This window comes from Pseudomonas alvandae (genome assembly GCF_019141525.1).
Lineage (GTDB): Bacteria > Pseudomonadota > Gammaproteobacteria > Pseudomonadales > Pseudomonadaceae > Aquipseudomonas > Aquipseudomonas alvandae.
On sequence record NZ_CP077080.1, the window covers coordinates 5,740,280 to 5,755,048 of the forward strand.

The following is a 14,769-nucleotide window of genomic DNA, read 5'->3' on the forward strand; positions in this document are numbered from 1 at the left end:
AGACATTTCAAAATTTTGACTCACCAAAAATATTTGCTTCGATCCACTGGAGCAGCGTAGAAAATGAATAACAAAGAAAGCTTAGGAGAGTTAGCTCGTGACTTCCTTTCGAGCGTCGACGAAGCCACTTTTCTGCTTGAGGAGAAATTTGGCACTCGGTGTATTTTAAGATTATGGGGCAGCGGAAAAATAAAGCGCTGCGGGGTGGTTAAGGGAAACGTAACCTACGAACTTCATGGCGTGGGATGCGCCGTGAAACTACCACATGTACTCGTTGATTTTGATTATGGTCCCGACGGAAGAATAGATGGCTTTGATGCATGGCGCTTGTTTATCTACGCTAGCGAACTCCCCGAAAAGCACCCCAAATATCAGAGCAAGGAAGTTCTAAATTTGGAATTCGAAGAACATGTCGCATCAGGTCGATTTGAACCGATGCCTAAAGGTCGAAACGGTTTTTATTGCTTATCGAAAAACAATTGAAGGCTCCTACAACGATAGCTGAAATAATTCGATCCAAAAGACTTTGCCAAGCAAGGCATTTCTCCATTCAAAAATATACAGATGATACCGAGTATCTGGATGCGTGGCCGTGCTATCAATATCGAACCCTCAGCGATGCAAAAACCAACTCTGAGAAAAGTTTAAAAGACAGGCTTTAAATAAATGGGCGAAAGCCTCCTAGAGGAATTGCTAGCCCGCCACGATCGTAGGAGGAGCGTAGCTAGGTTGCATCGATATCGACGATGTGCCCACCAACGACCTCCCGACACTCGGCACCAATAATCGATTAATCAAAGCGCCCCATATGACCATATACATAAAAGAAAAACCAGACACCTGCCAGCCAACGCTTACCAAAACAAAACCAAGCTTCTTCATAGTCTCTACAAACAAATTAACCGTAATGTACTGGCTCACGTTCGAGCTCTATTTTTTTTATTGGGTATACAAGAATTGGAAAACATACCAAGCCGCGACCAACACAATAATTTTCCCTCTGACTCGCACTTTCTTGGGAATATTTTTCATGCACTCCTTATTCAGAAAAATTGATCAGCAGCTAAAAAGGCACGAAAAACCATATAGATGGAGCCCACGATTACTCGCAAGTGGACTGGTATTTTCGTGTATCTTAACGATTTATCCCTTCCTGGCACCCTATGGCGCCGGCGCACAATATTTATTCCCGCTAATAACTGCCATCTTAAATTTTTATTGCTTATTAAAAGCTCAAGCAGCAATAAACCATCTAGAGAATGATCCAGAGGGACTACAAAACCCCAACATAACCATACCCAATTGCGTATGGATTGCGTCATTAGGGTTCGGACTATTGCTCTTAGTAATTATAAAATACTATTTTTTTTGGTGGTATTTCCCACGCATCCTTTTTATGAGCAGATGGGCGCTCCTACAACTTAGCTTCTAAAGCTGATATCGGCTGCTTTTATCGTTACTGCCAGCCAGCGCCACTTTACACTCCTTAATGGGCATGAGACGGACGAAAAAAAGGCCTTGCCAAGCAAGACCTTTTTTCATTCGAAGGGTAGGTACGTCCCTGCCTTACCTCACCTCAACAATATCCAACGCCCGATTCGCCAACAATTCACTCACCTCAATCACCTGCAAAATCCCCAGCGCAACATGTCGCCTTGATCCATCCAGATCAAACGCCAAATCGCTGATCATTGCATTAGCCGAAGCCAAGTTCTCACTCAGATTCGCAAGCAAACACTCAGAATTAACGTCGGGATCAATCCGAAAAATGGAGTCAGTCTTGTCAGACGGTTCTCCCTTAGGCTGGGGCTTCAGGTAGTAATCCAACGCCCGCGTAGCAGCGTCGTCGATTTTCTTGTTGCGAGCGGACTGGGCGCGAGAGACGTGGTCGCCTGCGTCCGGAGGATTGGGAGTAACTTTTGCCATTATCTTGCTTCCTGTTTTTGGAGCCTTCACCCACTCGCTGCTAAACGAGGGGAGGCAGCTGTACGCAGGTTAGCAGACCGGGGAAACAAGAAACCGGCGCGTCCGGGGACGCCCTGCGCACAGCCACCATCAAGTACAGAATGAAGAACTTCTGACTGGATGACGCCTTGCACAACCTGTTTCACCACGAGCTGCTAAACCCGATCACTGATGAGCAGTGACGGGATTCAAGCTACCGGCGTGGGCCCAGGCGCACAAGCCGGCGGATTCTGGCGTAGTTGTAGGCAAAGGCGCAAGGCGGTGTCGGCAAGCTGTCCTGGCTGCGGATTTATGGAGATGGCGTCAGGTCATTCGGGTCACTCTCGACTGACACACCGCCATCGCGAGCAAGCTCGCTCCCACAAGGGATCACCTAAAGGCCCAGAGCCGCGCTTCGAGCCGGCCATGACGCCGATAACCAAAAAAACGGAACCCAATCCCAGCGCTCCCCCTCAATTTCGGAGAGACCAACCCGAGACGGAGCCCGCCGCCATGAACCACCCAACCCTCACCTTCGCCCAACTCCACCCCGGCGATCGCTTCACCCTGCCCGCCGATCACCGTCTGTTTACCAAGCTCACCGACAGCACTGCCCGTGAGCACAGCGTGCATTCGATCAATCTGAAGGAGGAAGGATACGGTTACGCCGAAGACCCCATAAAGAACCTGCCCGGGGAAGCGCCGGTCGAGTACGTCCCGGTCGGTGGGCCGTTGCGGGCTGGGGGATAGGGCTCCTGCCGACGTTATAAACGCCGCGACATCAGCCACTGTTCCTTGCCCCACGCCTCGAAGCGCTCCAGCACTTCCCAGCCAAGCTTGGCGTAGTAATCCCGTTCACTGTGGGTGTGCAGGTACAACGTCGCGAAGCCAGCCTGTTTGGCATGGTTGCAGATGCCTTCGATCAATTGCGCGGCGAGGCCTCGGCGGCGGGCGTCCGGGTGGACGAATACGCAGGCGAGCCAGGGGCCGAGGTCGGGGCGTTCGGGCAGGTCGTCGTTTGCCAGCGAGGCGCCGCCCAGCAATTGGTCGTGCTCCAGGGCGATCAGGCATTTCCAGCGGCCATCGCGCTGCCCGGTCGAGAATTCATGCTGCCAGTGGCCGAGTGATTGGTGGGCGAATTCGTAGGTGAATTCCCGATACAGCCATTCGGCCATCAGGTTGCATTTATCCATGTGGTTGACGAGCCAATCCACTCGCAGCATGTGAACAGTCCTTATGCAGTCGTTTTTCCAGCGCGAATACCGACGCAGATGCCTACCCGCGCGCATTCCCAGCAAATACCCACCAGCAACGCCCCAACCTATCGTAATCTCGCATCTGCACAAGCCCTGCCCCGAATCCGGCCGAGATCCCAGTCCATATGCCTTCCATCTATCAACTCAAGCCCGCTTTCCAGAATCTGCTTCGCCCCACCGTACAACGCCTTTACAACAATGGCGTCACCGCCAACCAGGTGACCTTGCTCGCGGGCGTCGTTTCCGTGCTGGTGGGGGCGGTGATTGCGTGGTTCGCCAGTCATCCGTGGGTTTTCGTCCTGGTGCCGGTGTGGATGTTCCTGCGCATGGCGTTGAATGCGGTGGATGGCATGTTGGCGCGGGAGTTTGGCCAGCAATCGAATCTGGGCGCCTACCTCAATGAGCTATGCGATATCATCGCCGACGCTGCCTTGATCCTGCCTTTTGCCCTGTTTCCCGATACCAGCCTGTTGCTCGTGTTGTTGGTCACGCTGTTGGCGTTGTTCAGCGAATACGCTGGCGTGCTGGGGGCGATGGTCGGGGCTTCGCGGCGCTATGACGGGCCGATGGGCAAGAGTGACCGCGCCTTTGTGTTTGGCGTGCTGGCGACCGGTATTGCCCTGGGTTGGCTCGGGGCGCTGTGGGTTGATGGTGTGATGGCGGTGGTTGCCGCCCTGCTGGTTTATACCTTGGTCAATCGGGTCCGTCATGGCCTGAGCCAAGTGACGGAAAACGCTCCCTCAGCATAAGGAAGTTGCAATGCGCGAAGCCCAGGAACTGACGTTCACCACCCACGATGGCGTGGAGTTGTTCTACCGGCACTGGCCGGCTGTCGAGGCCTCGGCGGGTGAACCCCGCCAGGCTGTGTTGTTATTTCACCGCGGCCATGAGCACTCGGGGCGCATCGCCCACCTGGTGGATGAGCTGGACTTGCCCGGGTTCGAATTTTTCGCCTGGGACGCACGCGGCCATGGCCAGTCGCCTGGCGAACGCGGCGACAGCCCGAGCTTTGCCACCAGCGCCCGGGACGTGCAGACCTTCTGCGATCACATCGGCGCGACGCACCAGATCGACGAACAGAACATTGCCGTGGTCGCGCAAAGCGTCGGCGCGGTGATCGCGTCCACCTGGGTCCACGATTACGCGCCGCGCATTCGCTCGCTGGTGCTGGCGTCGCCGGCCTTCAAGGTCAAGCTCTACGTGCCGTTCGCCCGTCCGGGCCTGGCGCTGATGCGCAAGTTCCGTGGCAACTTCTTCGTCAACAGCTACGTCAAGGCCAAGTTCCTCAGCCACGACCCGGAACGAGTCGCGTCCTACGACAGCGATCCGCTGATCACCAAGGCCATCTCGGTGAATGTGCTACTGGGCCTGTACGAAGCCGCCGACCGGGTTGTAGCCGATGCCCAGGCGATCCAGGTGCCGACGCAGCTGTTGATTTCCGGTTCCGACTTCGTGGTGCATCGCAAACCCCAGGAGCAATTCTTCGAGCGGCTGGGCAGCCTGCACAAGGAAAAACACATCCTGCCGGGCTTCTTCCACGACACCCTCGGTGAGAAAAACCGTGCGCCCGCCATCGCCAGCGCCCGCCGTTTCATCCTGCAAAACTTTGCCCGTCCGCTGGAGCGCCCTTCCCTGCTGGACGCCGATCGCCTCGGCGTGACCTGCGCCGAAGCCGAAACCCTGGCGACGCCGCTGCCGCACAACTCGCTGCGTGACCTTTACTGGCGCATGACCCGCGCCAGCATGCGCTTTGGCAGCAAGTTGTCTGCGGGTGTGAAGCTGGGCTTCGACACCGGGTTCGACTCCGGCAGCACCCTGGACTACGTCTATCGCAATCGCCCCACCGGTACCTCGGCGCTGGGCAAGATGATCGACCAGAACTATCTGAACTCCATCGGCTGGCGTGGCATTCGCCAGCGCAAGGTGCACGTTGAAGAACTGCTGCGCCTGGCGATGGCCGAGTTGCGCGCCCAGGACCGCGAGGTGCGCATCGTCGACATCGCCGCCGGCCATGGCCGGTACATTCTCGAAGCGCTGCAAGGCGTGAGTCCGTTGCCGGAGTCGATCCTGCTGCGCGACTACAGCGACATCAACGTGCGCGACGGCAGTGCGCTGATCGTGGAAAAAGGTTTGGGCGAGATCGCTCGATTCGTCAAGGGCGATGCCTTCGATCGCCAGGACCTGGCAGCGCTCGAACCGAAGCCGACCCTCGCCGTGGTCTCCGGCCTGTATGAATTGTTCGCCGACAACCAGATGGTCGGCGGCTCCCTCGCCGGCCTGGCCGAAGCGGTGGAGCCCGGCGGTTTCCTGGTCTACACCGGCCAGCCATGGCACCCGCAACTGGAACTGATCGCCCGCGCCCTGACCAGCCACCGCGCCGGCCAGGCGTGGGTAATGCGTCGACGCACCCAGGCGGAAATGGACCAATTGGTCGAGGCAGCAGGCTTCCGCAAGATCACCCTGCGAGTCGATGAGTGGGGCATTTTCAGCGTTTCGCTGGCGCAGCGGGTCCAGTAATGAGCGCCGTCATCGCTCCAGTCCGCGAACCCGCGCTGTTGAAACCGGCGGTGCTGTGGCTGCTGTTGCTGGCGCCGCTGTTTTTCACCACGTACGGCTTCGCCACCTGGGCCACGGCCCAGCGTGACGACGTCGGCAGCCTGGTGTTCGGCTGGGAAAGCCATATGCCGTTCATGGCCTGGACCATCGTGCCGTACTGGTCGATCGACCTGCTGTACGGCTTGTCCCTGTTGCTGCCCAACAGCCGCGACGAACTCAAGCGCCACGCCTTGCGCCTGCTCACGGCCCAGGTGATCGCGGTCAGTTGCTTCCTGCTCTGGCCGCTGACGTTCACCTTCCCCCGGCCGGAAATGGACGGTGTGTTTGGCTGGTTATTCGAGGTGCTGGCGGGCTTCGACAAGCCGTTCAACCAGGCACCGTCGCTGCACATCGCGCTGCTGGTGGTGCTCTGGGTTTGTTATGAGCGCCACCTGCAAGGCGTCTGGCGTTGGTTGATGCACGGCTGGTTCGCGTTGATTGGCGTGTCGGTGCTGACCACGTATCAACATCATTTTGTCGACGTGCCGACTGGCGCGCTGGCCGGGTGGTTGTGTGTCTGGTTGTGGCCGCTGGACCGACCGAGTCCGCTGTTCAGTGCGCGCCTGACGACAGATCCTGCCCGCCGGCGCTTGGCCTTGCGTTATGGCTTGGGCGCGGCGGCGATGTTCATCCCGGCGTTTGCCTTCGGTGGCACATGGCTCTGGCTGATCTGGCCAGCAGTGGCGGTGCTGATGGTGGCGCTGAATTATCTGCTGTTCGGCGCGAGTGGGTTCCAGAAGCGCGAAGACGGTCGGCTGAGCCCGGCGGTGCGCTGGATTCTGGCTCCTTATCTGGCGGCTGCATGGATCAATTCCCGCCTGTGGACGCGCAAACACCCGCAACCGGATCAGATCATGGATGACGTCTGGCTCGGGCGGATTCCTACGTCGGCTGCGCTGAAGGGCAGTCCGTTCAGCGGGGTGCTCGACCTGTGCGCCGAGTTGTCCATGGATAGCACGGCCATCGCCTACCGCTCCGTGCCAGTACTCGACCTGACCGCACCGACCGCCGAGCAATGCCTGGAGGCCGCACAGAAAATCGAGCAACTGCGCCAGCACGGGCCGGTGCTGGTCTGCTGTGCCTTGGGTTATTCGCGCAGCGCCACGGCCGTGGCGGCGTGGTTGCTTCACAGCGGCCGGGCGGCGAGTGTCGATGCCGCAATCGTGCAGATCCAGCGCGCTCGACCGCGCATCGTCTTGCACGCCGAGCACCGTCGGGCACTGGAACAGTTATCCACAACGCAGGGGAATGCTCATGATCAGTGATATGGAGCTCCACACCGTGGCGAGCCTGTTGCGCCGCGGTCATTCGTTGGATCAACTGTCCACGGGGCTGACGTTGCTGGCGGCGCTGCTGGGGTTGGGGCAATGGCTGGTGGGCGTGATCGATCCGTGGTTGCTGCTGTTGAGTGCTGCGCTTGTGGTTATCGGGGTGCTGGAAAAATACTGGGCGCTGCGCGTGGCATTTGACGCGGATCTGTTCCAGCGCATGGCGGACAGCACCCACTCCCTGGCCGAACGCACCTATGAACTGGATCAAGCCCTGACCGCGTTGGGCCTGCAACCCGCCGAACGCGCCGGGCGCCTGTGGACCGAAAGGCGGCACGGCGCGTTATTGCTGCTGCGGCGGCAGTCGCGGTTGCTGGCGATACAAGTTGTCCTGGTGCTGGGCTTCATCCTGGCCAGTCCCTGGCTAGCGTCAGGTATCTAGATCGTTGTAGTTGTTGTGGCGAGGGGATTCATCCCCTCGCCACAAAAGAGTGCTCGCCACAGTGATACTTATGTTTCTCAGGACAAGGAATCCTCATGTTCGAACCCGTGGTCGCCAACCTCATCACGTCCGCCGCGCGGATGGTCACCGGCGCTCGCAGCCTGTGGCTCGGCTGCGCGCCCAAGCCCGTGCAGCGGATCTATTTCGCCAACCACAGCAGCCACGGTGATTTCGTGTTGCTCTGGGCCTCGCTGCCGCCGGCGCTGCGCAAGCTCACCCGCCCGGTCGCCGGGGCTGATTACTGGCAAACCAGCCCGATGCGCCGCTACATCATCAACCGGGTGTTCAACGGCGTATTGGTGGACCGCGAGCGCAAGGATCCTTCCTACAGCCCCTTGCAGCCAATGCTCGACGCGCTGGAAAACGGCGACTCGCTGATCATCTTCCCCGAAGGCACGCGCAACCCGGATGAAGGCCTGCTGCCGTTCAAGAGCGGGATCTACCACTTGATGAAAAGCCACCCCGAAGTGGAGGTGATCCCGGTGTGGATCGCCAACCTCAACCGCGTTATGCCCAAGGGCCGCGTGTTGCCGTTGCCGCTGCTGTGCACGACCAGTTTCGGCGCACCGCTGTGCATCGAAGAAGGCGAAAGCAAAGAGCAATTTCTAGAACGCAGCCGCGCCGCGCTGCTGGCACTGGCCCCGGAGCACGTTTGACATGGATCGATATACCCTGATGTTGTTTGGCGGGATCGGCGCGATTCTGGTGCTGGCCTCGTTGGTCGGTTTCATCCTCAAGCTACGGACCAAAGGCGCGCCGAACTCGGTCATCGAGAACCTCAACGCGCGGATCAACGCCTGGTGGATCATGGTGCTGGTGATCGGCATCGCGTTCTGGCTCGGCAACGCGGCAGTGATCCTGTTGTTCTACGCGGTGTCGTTCTACGCGCTGCGGGAATTCCTCACCCTCACCCCAACCCGGCGCAGTGACTACCCGGCCCTGGTGGCGGCGTTCTACCTGGCGCTGCCGCTGCAATACCTATTGATCTACTACGACTGGTACGGGCTGTTCTCGATCTTCATTCCGGTGTACGTGTTCCTGCTGCTGCCGATCCTCGCGTCTCTGGGCGGCGACAGCACGCACTTCCTGGAACGCGCTTCGAAAGTGCAATGGGGCTTGATGATCGCGGTGTTCTGCATTTCCTTTGTGCCGGCGCTGCTGACCCTGGACATCGCCGGTTTTGAAGGACGCAACTTGTTGCTGATCGCCTACCTGGTGATCGTGGTGCAGCTCTCGGATGTGTTGCAGTACGTCTGCGGCAAGCTGTTCGGCAAACGCAAGATCGCGCCCAACCTGTCACCTTCGAAAACCGTGGAAGGTTTTGCCGGTGGTATTTTCCTGGCCTCGCTGATCGGCGGTGCGCTGTGGTGGATCACGCCGTTCAATCCGTGGCAGTCGTTCCTCATCGCGCTGTTGATCAACCTGCTCGGGTTTGCTGGCGGCATCGTCATGTCGGCGATCAAGCGCGACCGTGGGGTCAAGGATTGGGGCCACATGATCGAGGGCCACGGCGGCATGCTCGACCGCCTGGACTCGGTGTGCTTCGCCGCGCCGATCTTCTTCCACCTGGTTCGGTATTGGTGGACTTGAGATAACCCTGTCCTGAGACACCGCTTACCCCTGTGGCGAGGGGATTTATCCCCGTTGGGCTGCGAAGCGGCCCCATAATCCGCGCATGCTGTGCGTCAGGTTGACCGAGTTACTTGCTCTTGGGACCGCTTCGCGCTCCAGCGGGGATAAATCCCCTCGCCACAGGGGCATTTGCACCCACCCAACAGGTACCTTGCCCTCGGTTCAATGCGCCAGCATATTGTGATGCACGCTGTACATGATCCACAGCGACAGCCCCACCAGCAGCGCAATCACCACGGTGGAGAACACCAGCGCCGTCACGTTCCAGCGTTGATGCGGCGAGAAGTTGAGGTGCAGGAAGTAGATCAGGTGCACGACAACCTGGATCACCGCGAAGATCGCCACGACGCCGGCCGTCACAGGTTTGGGCAGCGTGGGATACATCACCAGGGCGAACGGGATGACGGTGAGGATGACCGACAGCACAAAACCGGTGAGGTAGGATTTCACGCTGCCGTGCCTGGCGTCGACGCTGCCATGAAGGTTGCTCATTTACATCACTCCAAACAGATAGACCACGGTAAACACGCAGATCCACACCACGTCGAGGAAGTGCCAGAACAGGCTCAGGCAGCCCATGCGGGTGGCGTTCACCGTGGTCAGGCCGTTGCGTTGGACCTGGAACATCACCACCGCCATCCAGATCAGGCCGGCGGTGACGTGCAGGCCGTGTGTCCCCACCAGCGTGAAGAACCCGGTGAGAAAGGCGCTGCGGTCGGGGCCGTAGCCTTCGCCGATGAGCTTCTGGAACTCATGGATCTCCATGCCGATAAACGCCAGGCCGAGGACGAAGGTCAGGCCGAGCCATGCCAGCACCTTCTGCTTCTGCCCGGCGCTCAGCGCGAGCATGGCGAAACCGTAGGTAATGCTGCTGAACAGCAGGATGAAGGTTTCCGTGAGAACGTAGGGCAATTCGAAAATATCGGCGGCACCAGGCCCGCCGGCCACGCTCTGCCCGAGCACCGCATAGGTCGCGAACAGCGTTGCGAACAAAATGCAGTCGGTCATCAGGTAGATCCAGAACCCGAACAGGGTCATGGAGCTGTCGTCCGAATGGCCGTGTTCGGATTCCGGCGCGGTGGCGTTTGGCTGGACGAGATTGGACATGATCAAGCCTCCGCCAACATCTTGATGCGTTGATTTTCGATGCGCGCCACCTCTTCGGCAGGCACGTAGTAGTCGATGTCGTCATCGGCGCTGCGCCAGATCACGCCACCGATGGTGGCGACGAGCCCGACGATGGCCAGCCACCAGATATGCCAGACCAGGGCAAAGCACATGATCAGGCTGAACAGACTGATGACCAGCCCCATGGCAGTGTTGCGCGGCATGTGGATGTTCTGGAAATCGGCCTCGACGGCGGTTTTCTGGCCGCGCTCCTTCATGCCCCAATAGGCATCGATACCCTCCACCACCGGTTGCTGGGCGAAATTGTAGAACGGCGGCGGCGAGGCGGTTGACCACTCCAGCGTGCGCCCGTCCCACGGATCCCCCGTCAAGTCGCGGTTCTGGTGGCGCTGGCGGATGCTGAAGTAGAACTGCAGGATCTGGCAACTGACCCCGCAAAGGATGATGCCCACGCCCAGCAACTCCGCCAGCAGCCATGGCTCCCATTCGGGCACGTTGAAGTGGTTCAGGCGCCGGGTCATGCCCATGAAGCCAAGGAAGTAAGACGGCATGAAGGCGAAGTAGAAACCGATGATCCAGCACCAGAACGCCGCCCGGCCCAAGCGGTCGTGGAGCTTGAAGCCGAACGCCTTGGGGAACCAGTAGGTCAGGCCGCACATATAGCCGAACACCGCACCGCCAATGATCACGTTGTGGAAGTGGGCGATCAGGAACAGGCTGTTGTGCAGCAGGAAATCCGCCCCGGGCACCGCCAGCAGCACGCCGGTCATGCCGCCGATGCTGAACGTGACGATAAAACCCACCGTCCACAGCATCGGCGTTTCAAAGCGCACCCGCCCGCGGTACATGGTGAACAGCCAGGTGAAGATTTTCACCCCGGTGGGCACGGCGATGATCATGGTCATGATGCCGAAGAATGCGTTGACGTTCGCCCCCGAGCCCATGGTGAAGAAGTGGTGCACCCAGACGATGAACGACAGGATGGTGATGACGATCGTCGCCCACACCAGCGAGTGATAGCCGAACAGGCGCTTGCGGCTGAAGGTCGACGCCACCTCGGAAAAGATGCCGAACGCCGGCAGGATCAGGATGTACACCTCCGGGTGGCCCCACGCCCAGATGAGGTTGACGTACATCATCGGGTTGCCGCCCAGCTCGTTGGTGAAGAAGTGCATGTCCAGGTAGCGGTCGAGGCTGAGCATGAACAACGTGGCGGTGAGGATCGGGAACGACGCGAGGATCAGCACCGCCGTGCACAGCACCGTCCAGGTGAACACCGGCATGCGGAAAAGGGTCATGCCCGGTGTACGCATTTTCAGGATCGTGACGAAGAAATTCACCCCGGTGAGCAACGTCCCGACCCCGGATATCTGCAAGGACCAGATGTAATAGTCCACCCCGACCCCGGGACTGTAGGAAAGCCCTGACAGCGGTGGATAAGCCACCCAACCCGTGCGGGCGAATTCGCCGACCGCCAGGGAGACGTTCACCAACATCGCCCCGGCGACGAACAACCAGAAACTCAACGCGTTGAGGAACGGGAACGCCACGTCCCGGGCGCCGATCTGCAAGGGCACGACGATGTTCATCAAGCCCACCACCAGCGGCATCGCCATGAAGAAAATCATGATCACGCCGTGGGCGGTGAAGATCTGGTCGTAGTGCTCCGGCGGCAGGTAGCCGGGCGAACCGTCGGACGCCATCGCCTGTTGCGTGCGCATCATGATCGCGTCGGAGAAGCCGCGCAGCAGCATTACCAGGCCGACGACGATGTACATCACGCCGATGCGCTTGTGGTCCACCGAGGTAAACCACTCGTTCCACAGGTAGGCCCACTTGCGGTAGTAGGTGATGGCGGCGATGCCAGCCAAGGCGATCAGCGCCACTACGGCGAGGGTCCACATGATGATGGGCTCATCCGTCGGGATCGCCTCAAGCGTCAGTTTTCCAAACATGCTGTTCTACTCCAGATCGTGTTACTGCCCTTGCTGCCGGGCCCCGACGGGTGATTCGATGCTGCCTTGCATGTGCCCCATGCGATGCTCGACTTCACGGGAGCGGTTCATGCCTTCGTACTTATCGATGATGCTCTGGAACAAATCCGGCTGGATCGAGGCGTAGTGTTCAACCGGGTGCTTGACCGTAGGCCGGGCGAGTCGCGCATAACTGTCCTTGTCCAAACGCCCCTGCCCCGCCCGTACGCCGGCGACCCACTTGTCGAAGCCCGCCGCATCGGTGGCCAGGGTCCGGAAGTGCATGTCGGAGAAACCCGGGCCGTTGTAGTTGGCGGCGATGCCTCGGTATTCCCCCGCCTCGTTGGCGATCAGGTGCAGTTGGGTCTGCATGCCGGCCATGGCATAGATCTGCCCGCCCAACGCAGGAATGAAGAACGAGGTCATGGCGCCGTCGGACGTCACGCGAAAGTTCACCGGCGTGTCCAACGGCATGGCCAGTTCGTTGACCGAGGCGATGCCCAGTTCCGGGTAGATGAACAGCCACTTCCAATCGGTGGCGACCACCTGTACCACCAACGGCTTGACGTCGGAATCCAGCGGTCGATAAGGATCGAGCGCATGGGTGGACTTCCAAGTGACCACCCCCAGAATGATGATGATCACCAGCGGCACACCCCAGACCACGGTTTCGATCTTGCGCGAGTGCGCCCACTCCGGCGTGTATTTCGCCTTTGTGTTGGAGGCGCGGTATTTCACGGAAAAGATCAACGCCATGACAATCACCGGTATCACCACCAGCAACATCAACAGCGTCGAGAGAATGATCAAGTTGCGTTGGTCAACGCCGACCTGTCCCTTGGGATTGAACAACACCATGTCGCAACCGCCGAGCAACAGCATCCCGCCAACCAGCAACAACCTTGATACGTAACAAGGCAGTCGGGTTCGCATGTCTTGGGCTTCGCTTATGGATTGTTTGTCAGTTGGCGCGCGATCTTGTCCTTGATCGACAGGCGCTGCTCCTTGAGCTTGCGGAGGTCGTCATCCTCGACGTTGCCCGCCGAAATCGATTCGGCCGCCAACACTTGGTTATCCACATCCGTGTATTCATCGAGCAAGCGATCAAGTTCCGGGTCTTGCTGGCGCCGCTGTTGAACCGCCTCTTTGCTGCAATTCAAATCCTGGTAGAGATCGTGAGAAGCAGGCATGGCCTTCTCCTTTCAGCAGTGTTGTTGGGTACACGATTTTTAGATTGGCCCCCACGCCTTAGTTGAGAGAAACATCCTGATACGGTGACGAACGGCATCGCTGGCAAAAAAAGCCCACGAGACGTGGGCAAAGGGAAAGCGGATATATCGAGGGCCGCGTCAGGAGGATTGTCTACCGGCGGCCGAGGGCATTGCCGTGGAGTCCACCCGGACCGTGCGTGACTGAAGTATTGCCTTCTCCCACTCCCTGGCATCGTGGCTGCAAAAAATCTCGACGTGCCCGTCCTGAACCCGCGCCAGTTCCCGCAGGCGATCCTGATTGCGCATCCGTGCCGAGCGGCAGGTGTCCATCATGTATTGATAGAACTTCAGGCCCGGCGGGCAACGGCGCTCGGCTTGATGGACTTCATCGTGAAAAAAATACGCGTCGCCGGCATGCAGCATCCAGCCGTCAGGCGTGCGCAGGGCGATCCCGGCATGGCCGGCGGTATGGCCCTGCAGCGGCACCAGGAAAATGTCCTCTTCTTCGGCGCCGATCAACGCACGCACCGAATCGAAACCGAACCAGGTGTCGCCGTCCGGGGCATAGAACTCCCAATTATCGACGCCCTGCCACTGGCGCGCCTGGAACCGGCGCCGACTGATCCAGCTGTCAGCCGAGCGGGCCGCCGCCATTTCGTCGCGCATGACATGCACCCGCGCCTGGGGAAAATCCTGCAGCCCGCCGGCGTGATCGAAATCCAGATGCGTCAGCAGGATATGCCGCACGTCGTTGGCATCGAAACCCAGGCGCCGCACCTGATCCAGGGCCGTCAGGCGATGTTCGAACTTGATGTTGTTGAAGGCCCGGAAAAATCGACTCAATCGCTCGGGCGTCTGCACGTCCCGCTGGCCAAAACCGGTGTCCACCAGGACCAGGCCGTTGCTGTCGGTTTCAATCAGCAGGCAATGACACACCAGGCACGCCGTCAGCCCCCGGCTGTAGCCGTCGAACAGCTTCCCGCCCACCGGGCACATACAACCGCAGTTCAGGTGGTGGATATGCATGGAGGCCTCCTGCACGAATGGCGCGTCGATTTCCGTTTTTTTCATGGACTCTTTGAAATCGACAGGAAGGCGACAGGTGCAATTCCGCAAAGGCGACAGGCGGTGGCTATGCCCGGGAAAAGATACCCTGTGGGAGCGAGCTTGCTCGCGATGGCGGCCGGTTAGTCACATGGATATCGACTGGTCCACCGCTATCGCGAGCAAGCTCGCTCCCACAAGGGGTTCGGTGTCAGG

The 14,769-nt window shown here is 59.3% G+C and carries 16 protein-coding genes; 8 read left to right on the top strand and 8 right to left on the bottom strand.

Translation table 11 applies throughout. The annotated features are described in order from the left end of the window. The first annotated feature begins 63 nt into the window (after nt 1-63). The gene (locus KSS97_RS25615) at nt 64-483 is read left to right on the top strand and encodes a DUF6896 domain-containing protein (protein ID WP_217860426.1); all 420 of its coding nucleotides are present in this window, start codon (nt 64-66) and stop codon (nt 481-483) included. A 1,083-nt stretch (nt 484-1,566) separates the two neighbouring features. On the opposite strand, the gene KSS97_RS25620 is transcribed toward KSS97_RS25615, so the two are convergent. Continuing rightward, nucleotides 1,567-1,926 (bottom strand): DUF6124 family protein, encoded by a 360-nt coding sequence (locus KSS97_RS25620; RefSeq protein ID WP_217860427.1) that lies wholly within the window; start codon nt 1,924-1,926, stop codon nt 1,567-1,569. A 531-nt stretch (nt 1,927-2,457) separates the two neighbouring features. On the opposite strand from KSS97_RS25620, the gene KSS97_RS25625 reads away from it, so the two are divergent. Continuing rightward, complete coding sequence (locus tag KSS97_RS25625) at nt 2,458-2,694, top strand: hypothetical protein (RefSeq protein WP_045157348.1); 237 nt, start codon at nt 2,458-2,460, stop codon at nt 2,692-2,694. Nucleotides 2,695-2,708: 14 nt separating this feature from the next. Here KSS97_RS25625 and KSS97_RS25630 read toward each other — a convergent pair whose 3' ends face one another. Then, complete coding sequence (locus KSS97_RS25630) at nt 2,709-3,167, bottom strand: GNAT family N-acetyltransferase (RefSeq protein WP_217860428.1); 459 nt, start codon at nt 3,165-3,167, stop codon at nt 2,709-2,711. Nucleotides 3,168-3,325: 158 nt separating this feature from the next. Here KSS97_RS25630 and KSS97_RS25635 point away from each other — a divergent pair, with 158 nt between their 5' ends. The 6 genes from KSS97_RS25635 (at nt 3,326) to KSS97_RS25660 (ending at nt 9,155) form a co-directional block, all read left to right on the top strand. Further along, a complete protein-coding gene (locus tag KSS97_RS25635; RefSeq protein ID WP_198796686.1) occupies nt 3,326-3,949 on the top strand; it encodes a CDP-alcohol phosphatidyltransferase family protein in 624 nt (207 codons plus the stop codon). Nucleotides 3,950-3,959: 10 nt separating this feature from the next. Further along, entirely contained in the window at nt 3,960-5,717 is a 1,758-nt protein-coding gene (locus KSS97_RS25640; RefSeq protein ID WP_217860429.1) for a bifunctional alpha/beta hydrolase/class I SAM-dependent methyltransferase, read from the top strand. Further along, nucleotides 5,717-7,060, top strand: coding sequence for a phosphatase PAP2/dual specificity phosphatase family protein (locus KSS97_RS25645; RefSeq protein WP_217860430.1), 1,344 nt, complete (start codon nt 5,717-5,719; stop codon nt 7,058-7,060). The genes KSS97_RS25640 and KSS97_RS25645 overlap by 1 nt, the downstream gene beginning before the upstream one ends. Then, entirely contained in the window at nt 7,050-7,505 is a 456-nt protein-coding gene (locus KSS97_RS25650; RefSeq protein ID WP_198796683.1) for a hypothetical protein, read from the top strand. The genes KSS97_RS25645 and KSS97_RS25650 overlap by 11 nt, the downstream gene beginning before the upstream one ends. A gap of 95 nt (nt 7,506-7,600) precedes the next feature. Then, nucleotides 7,601-8,221 carry a lysophospholipid acyltransferase family protein gene (locus KSS97_RS25655; RefSeq protein ID WP_030140428.1) on the top strand — a complete coding sequence of 207 codons (621 nt, stop codon included), beginning with the start codon at nt 7,601-7,603 and terminating at the stop codon, nt 8,219-8,221. 1 nt (nt 8,222) lies between these two features. Continuing rightward, complete coding sequence (locus KSS97_RS25660; RefSeq protein WP_030140429.1) at nt 8,223-9,155, top strand: phosphatidate cytidylyltransferase; 933 nt, start codon at nt 8,223-8,225, stop codon at nt 9,153-9,155. 204 nt (nt 9,156-9,359) lie between these two features. Here the strand turns inward: KSS97_RS25660 and cyoD are convergent, their stop codons facing one another. From cyoD to KSS97_RS25690, 6 genes are all read right to left on the bottom strand, one after another. Beyond that, nucleotides 9,360-9,689, bottom strand: coding sequence for a cytochrome o ubiquinol oxidase subunit IV (gene cyoD / locus KSS97_RS25665; protein ID WP_217860431.1), 330 nt, complete (start codon nt 9,687-9,689; stop codon nt 9,360-9,362). Continuing rightward, the gene (gene cyoC, locus KSS97_RS25670; protein WP_217860432.1) at nt 9,690-10,304 is read right to left on the bottom strand and encodes a cytochrome o ubiquinol oxidase subunit III; all 615 of its coding nucleotides are present in this window, start codon (nt 10,302-10,304) and stop codon (nt 9,690-9,692) included. It lies immediately after the preceding gene. A gap of 2 nt (nt 10,305-10,306) precedes the next feature. Continuing rightward, the gene (gene cyoB, locus KSS97_RS25675) at nt 10,307-12,280 is read right to left on the bottom strand and encodes a cytochrome o ubiquinol oxidase subunit I (RefSeq protein WP_217860433.1); all 1,974 of its coding nucleotides are present in this window, start codon (nt 12,278-12,280) and stop codon (nt 10,307-10,309) included. A gap of 21 nt (nt 12,281-12,301) precedes the next feature. Continuing rightward, a complete protein-coding gene (gene cyoA / locus KSS97_RS25680) occupies nt 12,302-13,231 on the bottom strand; it encodes a ubiquinol oxidase subunit II (RefSeq protein WP_217860434.1) in 930 nt (309 codons plus the stop codon). A 14-nt stretch (nt 13,232-13,245) separates the two neighbouring features. After that, nucleotides 13,246-13,488, bottom strand: coding sequence for an HP1242/YdcH family protein (locus KSS97_RS25685; RefSeq protein ID WP_217860435.1), 243 nt, complete (start codon nt 13,486-13,488; stop codon nt 13,246-13,248). A gap of 159 nt (nt 13,489-13,647) precedes the next feature. Beyond that, the gene (locus KSS97_RS25690) at nt 13,648-14,535 is read right to left on the bottom strand and encodes an MBL fold metallo-hydrolase (RefSeq protein WP_030140435.1); all 888 of its coding nucleotides are present in this window, start codon (nt 14,533-14,535) and stop codon (nt 13,648-13,650) included. Nucleotides 14,536-14,769 lie beyond the last annotated feature (234 nt).